This window comes from Burkholderia humptydooensis (assembly GCF_001513745.1).
GTDB lineage: Bacteria > Pseudomonadota > Gammaproteobacteria > Burkholderiales > Burkholderiaceae > Burkholderia > Burkholderia humptydooensis.
Map to the genome: position 1 here is coordinate 1,391,927 of NZ_CP013380.1, position 14,827 is coordinate 1,406,753.

A 14,827-nucleotide genomic window follows, 5' to 3' on the forward strand; every position below is an offset into this window, starting at 1 on the left:
GTCTTTATCGCCGAGAAGCGGCTGAGAAGTGGCTGAGAAGCGGCCGGAAAGTGATCGGAAAACGAAGCGGCGCGGCCTCTTGACGCCATGCACGGGGAATGCGTATCCGGGCGACGCGGTTTCTCGCCGGACGTCGCGACGAAAACGGCCGAGCCGGAACAACTTCGGAGTCCGTCTCGATCGAGCGGCGCTCCGGCGGTTCAACCGGCCATGCCGTCGATGCGCGGCGACGTCAGATAGCCGGTGTAGCGCAGCGCATACACGGCGAATGCCGCTATCCAGCACGCGCCGGCGATGTCGATCCAGACACGCGTCGCGCCGGGCGCGATCCACGGTGCGAACACGCGCACGAGCGCGGCCGCGATCAGCAGCCAGTAACACGCGATTTCGGCCGGCCCCGCGCGCAGCGGCCGGCCCGTATGGCCGAGCGCGGTGCGTGTGATCATCGCGACGATCGCGCCGCCGATCACGCCAACCGTCAGCGCATGGATCGCGAGCGAATGCGGCGCAACGCCGAGCGCGGCGAGCGCGAGCATCGCGAAACCCACCGGCACCCACGCATACGCAACGTGCAGGATCCACAGGATCGGCCGCGCGCCGACGCGCCACGAACGCCAGCCAACGATGCGCGTTGCGTGCAGCGCCGCCGCGGCAAACGCGACGGCCGCGACGATCGCACCCGGCAATCGGGCCGCGTCCGCGCAGAGCGCGAGCACCGTGACCGGGGCGGCGAGCGTCTCGACGAATTTCCAGCGCTTCGCGGTGAAGCCGGGAATCGCGTTCATCGTGAAGGTCGGCACGATGCGGCCCGCAATCACGACGACGAACAGCATGACGAAGCCGACGGCCGCATACGCGGCCTGCAGCGCGAGATCGAGGCGCCCCTGCGCGGCCCACCAGTGGAAGAGCGCGTTGAGCGCGCCGAACAGAAAGAGCGCGACGGTCAGGAACACGTTGCGATGATTGCGCGCGGCGAGCAGCACGCGCAGCAGGATGATCGCGGTGATCGGCAGGAACGCGGAGTCGACGACGGCGGCGAGCGGCTCCGGTCCCGCCCAGACGAGCAGGCGGCCGGCCGCCCACAGCAGCCATAGTGCGGCGAGCTGCGCGCCGTGCGGCGTGTCGCGCGAGGTCCACGCGCGGATTGCCGTGAGCAGGAAGCCGACGATGATCGCCGCGGAGAATCCGAACACCATTTCATGGACGTGCCACGCGAGGCCGCTCATCGTGGGCGACAGGCCGGCAACCGGATGGCCGCGCAGCGACGCGAGCCAGAGCGCGATCGAAACGATTCCGAAATAGGCGCCGCCGAGATAGAACGGCCTGAAGCCGAGTCGCAGCACCGGCAGGCCGGTGGGTTGTCGAAACGGTTGCGGGGGCGCGAGCGGAATCTTCAAGTTGGCTCTCCAGTAAGATGTATTTATTATGTATCTTAATGCGTGAATCGATGCGGGTCCAATGCTCGCGCGCATGGAGATGTCGGCGGCGAAGACGCCGTCGATATCCGGCATTGCGGCAATTTTGATCCGCATCAAACGATGGTCAGGAAAACGGATCATGGCGCACGTGCGGCACAGCGCCGCATGAATGCGAAAGCGCCGCACGGACTCGAACAAATGGCACAACGCGCGCGAGTCGCGCCATAGGCGTTTGCAGGCGACATGCATCGCGCGCGGTTGCGATAGCGCGCGGGCGTCGCGCAATTGGTGCGGCGTGGGGAAGATTTCGATGTCGTGGTTGACGATTGATCTCGCTTAAGTATCGGGCCGAACGATCCGTATACAGAAACGAGACCGGAACGGTCGTCTTATCACATCGAAAAGGGGCAAGAATGAGCAAGCAAGTATTTGGACCTGGAATGCGCCTGATGGCGCGCATGAAGCTGCCCAGGAAGCTCGCGATTCTCGCCGTGCTGTTCATCGCGCCGCTCGTCGCCGCACTCTATGCGACGCTCGCCGTCGCTCTGCACGCCTATGCGACGACGCAGGGCGAGCGCGACGGCATCTCGATCCTCGAAACGACGCAGGATCTGTTGAAGGCGGTGCAGGTGCGGCGCGGCGCGGGCGCCTCGGTGCTCGCGGGCAACGAGGCGATGCGCGCGAAGTTCGATGCGGCGAGCGCGAGCGCCGATCGTCTCGTCGCGACGCTCGAGCAGCAGGTGCGCGGCACCGGCCGGTTCGACGTCGTCGCGCCCGTGGGCGCGCTCGCGAGCCGGTACGGACACGCGGCGACGGGCGGGCTCGGCACGTCCGCCGCCGCGCTGTTCGATTCGCACACCGACGTGATCCACGCGATCTTCCTGTTCGAGAAGGACCTGGCGGTCGCGTCGCAGCTCGGCGCCGATCCGGATGCGTCGAACTATCACCTGATCGACTCGGTGTTGTTCGTGCTGCCGGGCACGGCCGAGACGGTCGGCGTGCTGCGCGGCAAGGGATCGGCCGCGCTGAGCGGCGGCTCGCTCGGCGACGCGGACAGGCGCGAGCTCGCCGTGCGCGCGGGCGGCCTCGCCGAGCAGATGAGCATGATTCGCCATCATCTCGAGCGCGTGAAGAACATGCTCGGCGCAAACACGCTGGATGGCGTCGATCTCGGCGCGGTTGCGGCATTTCAGCGCGCGGCGGCGTCGCTCGCGGGCGGCGGTGCGTCGATCGACGCGAAGAGCTATTTCCAGCAGGGCAGCGATGCGATCGACGCGCTGTATCGCGTGCACGGCGCGCTCGCGCAGCAGCTACGCGAGCGCCTCGCGGCGCGCGCGCACGCCGAGCAGATGAAGGTGGCCGCGATCATGACGCTGAGCGTCGTGCTGGTTGCATGCGCGCTCTATCTTTTCGTCGCTTTCGCGATGTCGACGCACGAGGACGTCGCGCAGTTGTCCGGCTGCATGCGCGCGGCGGGCGACGGCGATTTGCGCGCGCGCCTCGCGGTGCGCGGCGGCGACGAATTCGCTTTCATCAAGCGCGGCTTCAACGCGCTGCTCGACGTCTGGGCGCAGACGCTGACCGAGACGCGGCGTGTTGCCGATTCGGTGATGGTCGGCAGCCAGCAGATCGCAGCCGGCAATCTCGATCTGTCGGGCCGCACCGAGACGCAGGCGGCGTCGCTCGAGCAGACGGCGGCGAGCATGGAGGAGCTGACGTCGACCGTGCGCCACAATGCATCGAACGCATCGCATGCGAGCACGCTGAGCGCCGAGGCGTCCGAGCGCGCGGCGGACACCGGGCGGATCGTGACGCACGCGGTGGCGCTGATGACGAAGATCCACGACAGTTCGAGCCGGATGGCGGAGATCGTATCGGTGATCGAAGGCATCGCGTTCCAGACCAACATCCTCGCGCTGAACGCGGCCGTCGAGGCGGCGCGCGCGGGCAAGCAGGGCAAGGGCTTCGCGGTGGTCGCGGGCGAGGTGCGCGCGCTTGCGCACCGCAGCGCGACCGCCGCCAAGGACGTGAAGGAGCTGATTCACGAATCGATTCGTCACGTGACGGACGGCGCGTCGCTGTTCACGCGCGCGGACGATGCGATCCGCAGCGTGAACGCCTCGATCAGGAGCGTCGACACCGTCGTCAGCGAAATCGCGAAGGCGTCCGAGCAGCAAAGCGACGGGATCGAGCAGGTCAACGCGGCGATCACGCAGATGGACGAAGTGACGCAGCGCAATGCGGCGCTCGTCGAGGAATCGGCGGCCGCGAGCGCGTCGCTGCGCGAACAGGCCGAGCACATGGGAAAACTCGTCGGGCGCTTCGTGCTCGCGTAGCGGGCGGACAGCTCGTCAGCGTATACGTGTGCCGCCCGGTCGGCGGCACGCGCGCGACATCGGAGGTTGATTTGCGTCAAGTCCGTCCGAGCCGCGCGCCCGACAATGGAACGCTGGCGTTTCGCGCGGCATGCCAGGGTATAGCCAGGGTACAAGCAGATGGACATGACAACGCATTCGAATGACGGCGCGGATACGATCGCGCCCGCTCTCCACCACGACGTGTCCGCGTTCGCGGACGTTCAGATCTCCGAAGCGCTGATCCGGCGCTTCGACCGGCAAGGGCCGCGCTATACGTCCTATCCGACGGCCGACCGGTTTTCCGACGCATTCGACGAACACGCTTACCGCGAGCATCTGTCGCGCCGGGCGTCGGCCGAGCGCAACCCGCCGTTGTCGGTCTACCTGCATCTGCCGTTTTGCGAGTCGCTCTGTTACTTCTGCGCGTGCAACAAGATCATCACGCAGGATCACACCCGGACGAGCGCGTATGTCGACTACCTGATCCGTGAAATGGAGCTCGTCGCGCCGGACCTCGGCCGCGACCGTCTGACGACGCAACTGCATCTGGGCGGCGGCTCGCCGACGTTCTTCGCGATCGACGAGCTCGCGCGCCTGATGCGCGCGCTGCGTGGCCATTTCGAATTCGCGCCGCATGCGGAGCTCGGCGTCGAGATCGATCCGCGCACGGTCGACGAGCGCACGCTGCAGTCGCTCGCGGCGCTCGGCTTCAACCGGACGAGCTTCGGCGTGCAGGACTTCGATCCGTCGGTGCAGGAGGCGGTGCATCGAATCCAGCCGCTGCCGATGGTCGAGCGCGCGCTCGCAGCGAGCCGCGCGGCCGGGTTCGAATCGGTCAACATCGATCTGATCTACGGGCTGCCGCGGCAGACGCCCGCGAGCTTCTCGCGCACGCTCGACGAGGTGATCCGGCTGTCGCCCGATCGCATCGCGGTCTACAACTACGCGCATCTGCCGAGCCGCTTCAAGGCGCAGCGCCTGATCGTCGAATCGGAGCTGCCGGCCGCCGAAGACCGGCTGCGCATCTTCATCGAATCGACGCGGCGGCTGCTCGACGCCGGTTACGTGTACATCGGGCTCGATCACTTCGCGAAGCCGGTCGACGAACTCAGCAACGCGTTGCGCGAGCGCAGCCTGCACCGCAATTTCCAGGGCTATACGACGCAGGCCGAATGCGACCTGGTCGGCTTCGGCGTGTCGGCGATCGGCAAGGTCGGCGCATCGTACAGCCAGTCGACGCGCTCGCTGAAGACGTATTACCGCCAGCTCGACGCCGGACGCCTGCCGATCGAGCGCGGCTTTGCGCTGACGCCCGACGATCTGCTGCGCCGCGAAGTCATCATGACGGTGATGTGCAGCACGCCCGTCGATTTCGCGGAGATCGGCCGCCGGCACGGCATCGATTTCACGCGGTATTTCGCGTCCGAGCTCGCGCAGCTCGAGCCCTATCGCGACGCGGGGCTGCTCACGATCGACGCGGAGCGCATCGCCGTGACGCCGAAGGGGCGCATGTTCGTGCGCGCGATCGGCATGGTGTTCGACGCGTATCTCGGCCGGCCCGCCTCGGCGTCCTATTCGAAGTTGATCTAGGGTCTGTTGACATACGAAATCGCATGTGCGTTCCGTATGTCAACAGACCCTGGTGATGAAGGTGGCGTGATGAAGGAAAGCAAGATTCCCGTGCAGGACTTTCTCGCGCGGTTGCCGATTTTCAGCGTGCTGTCGCGCGGCGAGCTCGACAATCTCGCGCGCGGCACGATGCGCGTGCAGGTGCCGCGCGGGCAGACAGTGTTCAGCCGCGGCGATCCTTGCGGCGGCTTTCACATGATCGTCTACGGCCAGATCAAGCTGAGCTCGTTCTCGCCGCTCGGCATCGAGAAGATCGTGCGCCTGCTCGGGCCGGGCGACAGCTTCGGCGAAGCGGTGATGTTCATGGACAAGCCGTATGCGGTGACGGCGAAAGCGCTCTCCGACACGCTGCTCCTGCACGTGACGAAGGCCGTCGTGACCGAGGAGCTCGATCACAACCCGGCGTTCGCGCGCCGGATGCTCGCGAGCCTCAGCATGCGCCTGCATCAGCTCGTCGTCGATGTCGAGACGTATTCGCTGCGCTCGGGCACGCAGCGCGTGATCAGCTACCTGCTCGAGCAGACCGACGCGCCCGCGGAATCCGGCCTGCAGATCCGGCTCGAGACGGGCAAGAAGGCGATTGCGTCGCGCCTGAATCTCACGCCCGAGCATTTCTCGCGCGTGCTGCGCGATCTGTGCACGCGCGAGCTCGTCGTCGTCAACGGCCGCGACATCTTCATTCCCGACGTCGACCGGCTACGCTCGGAGATGCAGTACTGACGCCGACGCGACGCGCCGCCGGATTCGCGCGTAGCGCCGCCATGCACCGAGCATGTTGAGCGCGAGCCAGCCGGCCGACACGCCGAGCGCGACGGCGGCCGGCCGCGCGAACGGCGCCGGCGCGACGCTCGCGGCGGCGAGCAGCAGCAACGCGGCGACGTGCGCGAGGAACTGCGGGCGCGCGGCGCGCTCCGGCAACATGTCCTTGACCTTCGGCATCGCGGGAATCGTCGTCTCGCTCGACTTTTGCGCGTGATACCACAGCAGGAACGGGATGATCTTGTAGAGCATCCCGTTGATCGCCGACCACGCGCCGCCCACCATCAGCAGCACGCCGACCGTCACCGCGACGTCTCGGCCGCCCGCGGCCGCGTTCGCGATCCACAGCACGCTCGCGCATCCGACGCTCGCCGTCGCGGTGCGCCAGAACAGCGTCGTCGTGTCGGCTTCGGGGCGCTTGCGCGTCCAGAGCAGGTAAAAGGTCCACGCGGCGTATCCCGCGTACAGCGCGTAGAGCGTGAGCCGGATCGCGTCGGAGGCGAAGCCGCGGCGATCGCCCGGACCGAACGCGGCGGCCGATGCCGCAACGAGCGCCGCGAACACGCCTGGGCCGAACCACCGCGCGGCGGCGCGCGGATAGGGCTCGGTCGCCTGGAACATCGGGATCAACTGGTACGAGATGCCGGCCGTCAGCAGCCCGACCCAGCCGGCCAGCCCCCAGGTCGCGTGCAGATCGACGAGTCCGATCGAGAAGAAGGGCAGATGCCCGCCGAGCGCGAACCCGAGCGACACGCCGAGCGCGCCGGTTCCCGCGAGCGCGAGCCACGCGAGGCGCACGGTGCGCAACACGCTTGCGGCGCCTGCCGGCATGCGCCGCCGATGTTGCGCGAAGCCGAGCGCGCAGATGAGCAGGAACCACAGGAGCGCCGCACCGAGCAGCAGCGCGGCGGGCGCGAACAACACGGGCGCCGCGCCCGCGAACGCCACCGCGAGCATCAGCGTGCCGAGCGTCAGGCACGCGTGGATCGCGGTTGCGTTTGCGACGGGCGATGCGATCCGGATGCCGGTTGCGACCGACATGATCTGAATCATCGCGCCGACCATCGTTGTCGCGAGCATCCCGAGCGCGCACAGATGCGTGAGCGCGAGCGCGGCGGGCGACCAGCGCGACGCGAGCGCATCCGGCCCGGCCCACAGCAGCAAGCCTGCCGCGGCGATCGCGAAGAGCGGCGCGCTGACGAAGAAGCGCAGCGGCACGCTCAGCGCGGGGGAGTGGTCGAGTTCGAGTTTGCGCTGCATGGCGGAAAGAATGCGCTCGGCGAGGGGCGCCGCGAACGGGGGCGGCCGGCGCATCGCGCGCCAGCGCATCAACGACGCGCGGCGACGCGACGCACCCATGTTTCGGCATTCTGATCATAACCCCGGATCGAGGCGCGATCCGGACCGAGACCTTGACGCCGATTAAGGCGATGCCAACACATTCGGCCGCACACTTACGCACCAGGCGTAAGCCGCCCTTTCAGGAATTTGCCGTGTCCGTGTCCGTCGTCAAAACCGCATTCAAGAATCTCGTGATCAAGGGCAGGTCGCTGCTGCCGATTGTGCAAGGCGGGATGGGCGTCGGCGTGTCCGCGCACCGGCTTGCCGGCGCGGTCGCGTCGCTAGGCGCGTTCGGGACGATCTCGAGCGTCGACCTGCGCCGCCATCATCCCGACCTGATGGCGCGCACCGGCCGCTCGCGCGATCGCGCGCTCATCGACGCGGCGAACCTCGAAGCGCTCGATCGCGAGATCCGCGCGGCGAAGTCGCTCGCGAACGGATGCGGGCTCGTCGCCGTCAACGTGATGCGCGCGTTGTCCGAATACGCGTCGTATGTGCGCCAGTCGTGCGAGAGCGGCGCGCATGCGGTCGTCGTCGGCGCGGGTCTGCCGCTCGACTTGCCCGAGCTGACCGCCGATTTTCCCGACGTCGCGCTGATTCCGATCCTGTCGGATGCGCGTGGGATCGGGCTCGTGCTGAAGAAGTGGATGCGCAAGAACCGCCTGCCCGACGCCGTCGTCATCGAGAACCCGCGCTACGCGGCGGGCCATCTCGGCGCGCCGACGACAGACACCCTGAACAACCCGAATTTCGCGTTTCCCGCGGTGCTCGAAGGCACGTTCGCGCTGTTCAGGGAGCTCGGCATCGAGCGCGAGCGGATTCCGCTGATCGCGGCGGGCGGCATCCACAGCCACGAGCAGGCGCGGCAACTGTTCGCGCTCGGCGCGAGCGCGGTGCAGCTCGGCACGCCGTTCGCCGTGACCGAAGAGGGCGACGCGCATCCGAACTTCAAGAAAGTGCTCGTCGAGGCGGGGCCGGACGACATCGTCACGTTCATGAGCGTCGCGGGCCTGCCGGCGCGCGCGGTGCGCACGCCGTGGCTCACGAACTATCTGGAACGGCAACGGAAGCTGCAGCGCGCGGCGAAGCCGCGCAAGTGCCTCGTCGGCTTCGATTGCCTGCAGCAATGCGGGCTGCGCGACGGCATCGGGAAGCACGGGCAGTTCTGCATCGACACGCGGCTTGCGTTCGCGCTCGCGGGCGACATCAAGCGCGGGCTGTTCTTCCGCGGCTCGGAAGTTTTGCCGTTCGGCCACGAGATCCGTTCCGTGCGCGAGCTGATCGACTATCTGCTCACGGGCGTCAGGCGCGCGGCCGCCGCGGCGCTCGCACCCGAGCCGGTGCGTGCGCCGCTGCCCGCGCTCGGCTGACGGCGCCTCGCTTCGGGCGACGCCCGTTTCCGCCGCTCGCCGGCATGCCGCGAGCGGTTTCTCGTTTCTTTGATGGAGCCGTCATGCCATGACGCAAAGCAGTCACTTCGCGACGGGCGCCGCGCCGATCGAACTCGTGTGCCCGGCGGGCAGCCTGCCCGCGCTGAAGGCCGCGGTCGACAACGGCGCGGACTGCGTGTATCTCGGTTTTCGCGACGCGACGAACGCGCGCAACTTCGCCGGCCTGAACTTCGACGCGCAGGCGATCGCGGCCGGCATCCGCTATGCGCGCGAGCGCGGCCGCAAGGTGCTCGTCGCGCTCAACACGTATCCGCAGCCGGACGGCTGGACCGCATGGCGGGAAGCGGTGGGCCGCGCGGCCGACGCGGGTGTCGACGCGATCATCGTCGCCGATCCGGGGCTCATGCGCTTCGCGCGCGAGCGCTACCCGGAGCTGCGGCTGCACCTGTCGGTGCAGGGCTCGGCAACGAACTACGAGGCGATCAACTTCTATCACGAGCACTTCGGCGTGTCGCGCGCGGTGCTGCCGCGCGTGCTGTCGCTCGCGCAGGTCGAGCAGGTGGCCGAGAACACGCCGGTCGAAATCGAGGTGTTCGGCTTCGGCAGTCTGTGCGTGATGGTCGAAGGGCGCTGCGCGCTGTCGTCGTACGCGACGGGCGAATCGCCGAACACGCGCGGCGTGTGCTCGCCCGCGAAGGCGGTGCGCTGGCAGAAGACGCCCGACGGCCTCGAATCGCGGCTGAACGGCGTGCTGATCGATCGTTACGAAGACGGCGAGAACGCCGGCTACCCGACGCTCTGCAAGGGGCGCTTCAAGGTCGCGGACGAGAGCTACTACGCGATCGAGGAGCCGACGAGCCTGAACACGCTCGAGCTGCTGCCGAAGCTGATGCAGATCGGCATCCGCGCGATCAAGATCGAAGGCCGCCAGCGCAGCCCCGCGTACGTCGCACAGGTGACGCGCGTGTGGCGCGAAGCGATCGATCAGTGCGCGGCGAACCTCGCGCGCTACTACGTGAAGCCGGCGTGGATGACGGAACTGAACAAGGTCGCGGAAGGGCAGCAGCATACGCTCGGCGCCTACCATCGGCCGTGGAAATGACACGCACGACGGCGCACGCCTGAATGCGGGAGCCAGGATCATGAAAATTGCTTTGGGGCCGGTGCAGTACTACTGGCCGCGCGTCGCGACGATGCAGTTCTATCAGGCGATGGCGGAGACGCCCGTCGACATCGTGTATCTCGGCGAGACCGTCTGCGCGCGCCGGCACGAGCTGCGCTTCGCGGACTGGATCGAGATCGCCGACATGCTCGCCGAGGCCGGCAAGGAAGTCGTGCTGTCGACGCAGGTGCTGCTCGAATCGGGCCGGGACCTGAAGGCGATGCGCGAGATCGCCGGGAACGGCCGCTATCTGGTCGAGGCGAACGACATGGGCGCCGTGCGCCGCAGCGCGGCGCGCGCGTTCGTCGCGGGGCCGTGGCTGAACGTCTACAACCCGCCGACGCTCGCGATGCTCGCGGAGCTCGGCGCGCGGCGCTGGGTGATGCCGCCCGAGATGAGCGAGGCGGGGCTCGCGCAGATGCAGGCCGAGCGGCCCGCGCATCTGGAAACCGAAGTGTTCGCCTATGGGCGCATTCCGCTTGCGTTTTCCGCGCGCTGCTTCACCGCGCGCAATCGCAATTTCCCGAAGGACAACTGCCAGTACGTGTGCATGGAGCACCCGGACGGCCTGCCGCTGCACACGCGCGAAGGCGAGCCCTTCCTCGTGCTCAATGGCGTTTCGACGCAGTCCGCGCGCGTCTACAACCTGATCGGCGAGATCGACGCGTTGCGTGCGCTGAACGTCGACGTCGTCCGGTTGAGCCCGCAATCGCAGCACATGGCCGACGTGGTCGACGCATTTCACGGCGTGCTGAACGGCCGCGCGAGCGCGCGCGACGCGCTCGCCGCGCTGCACGACAGGATGCCGGAGACGTCGTGCAACGGTTACTGGTACGGCAAGCCGGGCCTCGAGCGCGTCGCGCATTGAAGCCGCGGCTCGGCCCTTGCCGCGTCGCTTCGAACTGGATGATGAGGAATCCCCGATGAACGCCCCGATCTATCAATTGCCGCCCGCACTCGGCAAGCTGCTGTCGAAATTGCCCGCGTATCCGGGCGCGCTCTTGTTCGCGAGCGGGATCAATCTCGTGCTGCGCCGGCATTTGCCCGCGGAGACGCTCGCGCTGCTGGACGATCGTCCGCTGCGCATCCAGGTGAAGGATGCGGGCGTCGCGTTCGATTTCGTCTGCCGGCGCGGAACGTTTTCGGCGCTGTCGGGCGGGCGAGACGTCGAGCTGACGATCGGCGCGACCGCGTACGACTTCTATCTGCTGTCGCAGCGCCGCGAAGATCCCGATACGCTGTTCTTCAGCCGGCGCCTGACGATGGAAGGCGATACCGAGCTGGGTTTGCTCGTGAAGAATTCGCTCGACGCGATCGATCTGTCGGTGTTTTCGCTCGAGCGATGGCTGCCGTCGCGGCTGTTCCGCCAGCAGCCGGTCGGGCGCGGCGGGATGTCGGACTGAGGATGACGGACTGAGATGCGCGCGATCCGGCGAACGGGCGATCAGGAGACCGGAATGAATCACGAAACGAAAGCGCTGCCGATCGTCTATTCCTGCTCGGGATGCTCGAACGTCGCGCAACTCGCGAATCATGTCGCGGTGCGGCTCGACCGCGGCGGCGACGCGGAGATGTCGTGCATCGCGGGCGTCGGCGGCGACGTGCCGTCGCTCCTGAGGGTCGCCCATTCGGGGCGGCTGATTCTCGCGATCGACGGCTGCCCGCTCGTGTGCGCGAAGAAGAGCCTCGCGCGGCACGGGATCGCGCCGGACGCGCATTTGCAGCTCGGCGAGCATGGCGTCAGGAAGCGCTTTCACGAGGATTTCGACCCGGACGACGCGAGTCGCATTCTCGCGATCGCGCGAGGCGAAGCCGCGCGGCTCGCACGACGCGAGCCGGCGCGCGAGCACGAGCATGCGTTCACGCTCACGCAGGCCGACGAGGGCGCCGACGCCGCGTTGCACGGCAAGATCTGACCATGCGCGGCCGATTCGGCCGCGCCGGCTCAACCGCGCCGAATAGCGAAATTCGCAAACAGGCGATCGAGCCGGCCGAGCACCGCATCGCTCGGATAGCCGGCGAGATGCGCCGCGTTCAGCGCGCCGTCGCCGCATCCTTGCGCCCGAAACACTTGCAGCACGTAATGCTCGACGCCGAGATCGGCGAGTTCGTGCGCGATGCGCAGCAGCGCCGGCTCGGGCAGCAGATCCGGATGCGCGGTCGTCCGGCATTCGTATGCGATGCCGCTCGCGAGCACTGCTTCGAGGCTCTGCCGTGCATGGCCGCCGCTTGCGCGCACGCGCGTCGTGCGCGCGTAGTCGTCGAACGGCGCTTTCACGTCGAGCCCGATCCAGTCGAGCGACGGCAGCAGGGGAGTGAGTCGCCGCGGATGCGTGCCCGCGCTGTGCAGGCCGATCTTGAAGCCGAGCTGCCTGACGTCGCCGATCGATGCGGCGAGCGCCGGATCGATCGACGGTTCGCCGCCGCTGAACACGACCGCGTCGATCAGCCCGACGCGGCGCGCGAGGAACGCGAGCAGCGCGTCCCATTCGATCCCGGCCGGATGCGAGCGCGGCTGCAGGTGCGGATTGTGGCAATACCCGCAACGCCACGGGCAGCCCTGCACGAACACGACCGCGGCGAACTGGCCGGGATAGTCGGTCGCGGTGAACGGGACGAGCCCGCCCACCTTGAGCGAACGACGCCGGGGAAGGGCGAGGTTCATCGCGTGAGCGAGCCGCGCTTACGCCGCCGCGCGCATGGCGACGCCGCTCGCTTCGACGTCGCCCGTTTCGCGCTCGCGGAAGTACCTGCGCTCGTGGAATTCACCTTGCTTGCCGACGTTGAACGACGACACCGGGCGATGGTAGCCCATTACGCGGGTCCAGATTTCGCACGGCTGGCGCTCGTCGTCGGGCAGCGCGATCGCGGCGAGGGCGGCTTGTGGGTTGGCTTGCAGTGTCGTCATGATGTTCAGGCTTCCATCGGTTGGGATTGAGACAGTTTGCGACGCAGCAGCGCTTCGTCGCACTTCGGGCAAAACGGGTGGCTGCCCGCGAGATAGCCGTGCGTCGGGCAGATCGAGAAGGTCGGCGTGACGGTCAGATACGGCAGCGAGAAGCGGGTGAGCGCGCGCTTCACGAGCGTGCGGCACGCGTCGGCGGACGACAGCGGCTCGGTCATGTACAGATGCAGCACCGTGCCGCCCGTGTATTTGCGCTGCAGGTCGTCCTGGCGCTCGAGCGCCTCGAACGGATCGTCGGTGAAGCCCACCGGCAACTGCGACGAGTTCGTGTAGTACGGCATCTGCGGCGTGCCCGCCTGCAGGATGGCCGGATAGCGGCGGCGGTCCTCTTTCGCGAAGCGGTACGTCGTGCCCTCGGCGGGCGTCGCCTCGAGGTTGTACATGTGGCCTGTTTCCTCCTGATACTCGACGATGCGCGCGCGCACGTGGTCGAGCAGCCGCAGCGCGAACGCATGGCCCCAGTCGGTCGTCAGGTCGTGCGCGTCGTGCGTGAAATTGCGGATCATCTCGTTGACGCCGTTCACGCCGAGCGTCGAGAAGTGATTGCGCAGCGTGCCGAGATAGCGCTTCGTGTACGGGAAGAGCCCGTTGTCCATGTGGCGCTGAATCACGTCGCGCTTGATCTCGAGGCTCTCCTTGCCGTAGTCGAGCAGCGTGTCGAGCCGCGCGAAGAGCGCGCGCTCGTCGCCCGCGTGCAGATGGCCGAGCCGCGCGCAATTCACGGTGACGACGCCGATCGATCCCGTCTGCTCGGCCGAGCCGAAGAGCCCGTTGCCGCGTTTCATCAGCTCGCGCAGGTCGAGTTGCAGCCGGCAGCACATCGAGCGGATCATGTTCGGCTTCAGCTCGGAATTGATGAAGTTCTGGAAGTACGGCAGGCCGTAGCGCGCGGTCATCTCGAACAGGCGCCCGGCATTCGGGCTGTGCCAGTCGAAATCGGCGGTGATGTTGTAGGTCGGGATCGGGAACGTGAACACGCGGCCCGCCGCGTCGCCCGTCTGCATCACCTCGATGTACGCCTGGTTGATCATGTCCATTTCGGGCTGCAGATCGCCGTACGTGAACGGCATCTCTTCGCCGGCGATCACGGGCACCTGCTCGCGCAGATCCTCGGGGCAGGTCCAGTCGAACGTCAGGTTCGTGAACGGCGTCTGCGTGCCCCAGCGCGACGGCACGTTCAGGTTGTAGATCAGCTCCTGAACGGACTGCCTGACTTCGGCGTAGGTGAGCGCGTCGCGGCGCACGAACGGCGCCGTGTACGTGTCGAACGAGCTGAACGCCTGCGCGCCCGCCCATTCGTTCTGCAGCGTGCCGAGGAAGTTCACGATCTGGCCGACGGCGCTCGACAGGTGCTTCGGCGGCCCCGACTCGACCTTGCCGGGCACGCCGTTCAGCCCTTCGGCGAGCAGCGTGCGCAGCGACCAGCCCGCGCAGTAGCCGGACAGCACGTCGAGATCGTGGATGTGCAGATCCGCGTTGCGGTGCGCTTCGCCGATCGCGCTCGGGTAGACGTGGCTCAGCCAGTAGTTCGCGATCACCTTGCCGGACACGTTCAGGATCAGGCCGCCGAGCGAATAGCCCTGGTTCGCGTTCGCGTTGACGCGCCAGTCCTGCCGGTCCAGGTATTCGTTGATCGACGATTCGACGTCGATCAGCGGCTTGCCGCGCGGTGCCGGATTCGACGCGGCGCCAGGGTGGATGGTCTCGGACAACGTGGGCCTCTCTCGTTTATGACACAAAATCTGGTGATGTGGTGAATGCTAAATACCAGATGTTGTGTTGGTCAACGCCGAGACGCCGAAGTT

Annotated in this window: 14 protein-coding genes; 9 read left to right on the forward strand and 5 right to left on the reverse strand. The window is 67.5% G+C overall.

Annotation, left to right across the window (positions count from 1 at the left end):
* Positions 1 to 200: 200 nt before the first annotated feature.
* Positions 201 to 1,397, reverse strand: coding sequence for an NnrS family protein (locus AQ610_RS06445; protein WP_006025873.1), 1,197 nt, complete (start codon positions 1,395 to 1,397; stop codon positions 201 to 203).
* A gap of 434 nt (positions 1,398 to 1,831) precedes the next feature.
* Here AQ610_RS06445 and AQ610_RS06450 point away from each other — a divergent pair, with 434 nt between their 5' ends.
* The 3 genes from AQ610_RS06450 to AQ610_RS06460 all read left to right on the forward strand — a co-directional run bounded on the left by AQ610_RS06450 (position 1,832) and on the right by AQ610_RS06460 (position 6,124).
* Entirely contained in the window at positions 1,832 to 3,754 is a 1,923-nt protein-coding gene (locus AQ610_RS06450) for a methyl-accepting chemotaxis protein (RefSeq protein ID WP_006025874.1), read from the forward strand.
* A gap of 159 nt (positions 3,755 to 3,913) precedes the next feature.
* Positions 3,914 to 5,365 carry an oxygen-independent coproporphyrinogen III oxidase gene (hemN, locus tag AQ610_RS06455; protein ID WP_006025875.1) on the forward strand — a complete coding sequence of 484 codons (1,452 nt, stop codon included), beginning with the start codon at positions 3,914 to 3,916 and terminating at the stop codon, positions 5,363 to 5,365.
* Between the two features lie 69 nt (positions 5,366 to 5,434).
* A complete protein-coding gene (locus AQ610_RS06460) occupies positions 5,435 to 6,124 on the forward strand; it encodes a Crp/Fnr family transcriptional regulator (protein ID WP_009913058.1) in 690 nt (229 codons plus the stop codon).
* On the opposite strand, the gene AQ610_RS06465 is transcribed toward AQ610_RS06460, so the two are convergent.
* Complete coding sequence (locus AQ610_RS06465; protein WP_043282481.1) at positions 6,101 to 7,423, reverse strand: hypothetical protein; 1,323 nt, start codon at positions 7,421 to 7,423, stop codon at positions 6,101 to 6,103. The two genes, AQ610_RS06460 and AQ610_RS06465, sit on opposite strands and share 24 nt — an antisense overlap.
* Positions 7,424 to 7,656: 233 nt before the next feature.
* On the opposite strand from AQ610_RS06465, the gene AQ610_RS06470 reads away from it, so the two are divergent.
* Genes AQ610_RS06470 through AQ610_RS06490 form a run of 6 tightly spaced genes read left to right on the forward strand, consistent with a single transcriptional unit; the run spans position 7,657 to position 11,973 of the window.
* Entirely contained in the window at positions 7,657 to 8,874 is a 1,218-nt protein-coding gene (locus AQ610_RS06470; RefSeq protein ID WP_006025878.1) for an NAD(P)H-dependent flavin oxidoreductase, read from the forward strand.
* Positions 8,871 to 8,966, forward strand: coding sequence for a dioxygenase (locus AQ610_RS38065; RefSeq protein WP_080595009.1), 96 nt, complete (start codon positions 8,871 to 8,873; stop codon positions 8,964 to 8,966). Before AQ610_RS06470 ends, AQ610_RS38065 begins: the two co-directional genes overlap by 4 nt.
* Complete coding sequence (gene ubiU, locus AQ610_RS06475; protein WP_006025879.1) at positions 8,963 to 9,997, forward strand: ubiquinone anaerobic biosynthesis protein UbiU; 1,035 nt, start codon at positions 8,963 to 8,965, stop codon at positions 9,995 to 9,997. The genes AQ610_RS38065 and ubiU overlap by 4 nt, the downstream gene beginning before the upstream one ends.
* Positions 9,998 to 10,037: 40 nt before the next feature.
* On the forward strand, positions 10,038 to 10,925 hold the full coding sequence (locus AQ610_RS06480) for a U32 family peptidase (RefSeq protein WP_009913051.1): 888 nt from the start codon (positions 10,038 to 10,040) through the stop codon (positions 10,923 to 10,925).
* 55 nt (positions 10,926 to 10,980) lie between these two features.
* Entirely contained in the window at positions 10,981 to 11,460 is a 480-nt protein-coding gene (gene ubiT / locus AQ610_RS06485) for a ubiquinone anaerobic biosynthesis accessory factor UbiT (protein ID WP_009913050.1), read from the forward strand.
* Positions 11,461 to 11,514: 54 nt separating this feature from the next.
* Positions 11,515 to 11,973: a putative zinc-binding protein gene (locus AQ610_RS06490; protein ID WP_043282482.1), complete on the forward strand. Its 459-nt coding sequence runs from the start codon at positions 11,515 to 11,517 to the stop codon at positions 11,971 to 11,973.
* Between the two features lie 29 nt (positions 11,974 to 12,002).
* Here the strand turns inward: AQ610_RS06490 and AQ610_RS06495 are convergent, their stop codons facing one another.
* The 3 genes from AQ610_RS06495 to AQ610_RS06505 are packed head-to-tail and all read right to left on the reverse strand — an operon-like array spanning position 12,003 to position 14,734.
* Positions 12,003 to 12,722 carry an anaerobic ribonucleoside-triphosphate reductase activating protein gene (locus tag AQ610_RS06495; protein ID WP_009913049.1) on the reverse strand — a complete coding sequence of 240 codons (720 nt, stop codon included), beginning with the start codon at positions 12,720 to 12,722 and terminating at the stop codon, positions 12,003 to 12,005.
* A gap of 18 nt (positions 12,723 to 12,740) precedes the next feature.
* Complete coding sequence (gene nrdD / locus AQ610_RS37875) at positions 12,741 to 12,968, reverse strand: anaerobic ribonucleoside-triphosphate reductase (protein ID WP_075644971.1); 228 nt, start codon at positions 12,966 to 12,968, stop codon at positions 12,741 to 12,743.
* A gap of 2 nt (positions 12,969 to 12,970) precedes the next feature.
* Complete coding sequence (locus AQ610_RS06505) at positions 12,971 to 14,734, reverse strand: ribonucleoside triphosphate reductase (RefSeq protein WP_006025885.1); 1,764 nt, start codon at positions 14,732 to 14,734, stop codon at positions 12,971 to 12,973.
* Between the last annotated feature and the right edge of the window lie 93 nt (positions 14,735 to 14,827).

Excerpts from the sequence above, each read along its gene's own strand:
- AQ610_RS06495 (WP_009913049.1), bottom strand. The coding sequence starts at position 12,722 with ATGAACCTCGCCCTTCCCCGGCGTCGTTCGCTCAAGGTGGGCGGGCTC.
- ubiT (WP_009913050.1), top strand. The coding sequence starts at position 10,981 with ATGAACGCCCCGATCTATCAATTGCCGCCCGCACTCGGCAAGCTGCTG.
- hemN (WP_006025875.1), top strand. The coding sequence starts at position 3,914 with ATGGACATGACAACGCATTCGAATGACGGCGCGGATACGATCGCGCCC.
- AQ610_RS06490 (WP_043282482.1), top strand. The coding sequence starts at position 11,515 with ATGAATCACGAAACGAAAGCGCTGCCGATCGTCTATTCCTGCTCGGGA.
- AQ610_RS06480 (WP_009913051.1), top strand. The coding sequence starts at position 10,038 with ATGAAAATTGCTTTGGGGCCGGTGCAGTACTACTGGCCGCGCGTCGCG.
- AQ610_RS06460 (WP_009913058.1), top strand. The coding sequence starts at position 5,435 with ATGAAGGAAAGCAAGATTCCCGTGCAGGACTTTCTCGCGCGGTTGCCG.
- AQ610_RS06450 (WP_006025874.1), top strand. The coding sequence starts at position 1,832 with ATGAGCAAGCAAGTATTTGGACCTGGAATGCGCCTGATGGCGCGCATG.
- AQ610_RS06465 (WP_043282481.1), bottom strand. The coding sequence starts at position 7,423 with ATGCAGCGCAAACTCGAACTCGACCACTCCCCCGCGCTGAGCGTGCCG.
- ubiU (WP_006025879.1), top strand. The coding sequence starts at position 8,963 with ATGACGCAAAGCAGTCACTTCGCGACGGGCGCCGCGCCGATCGAACTC.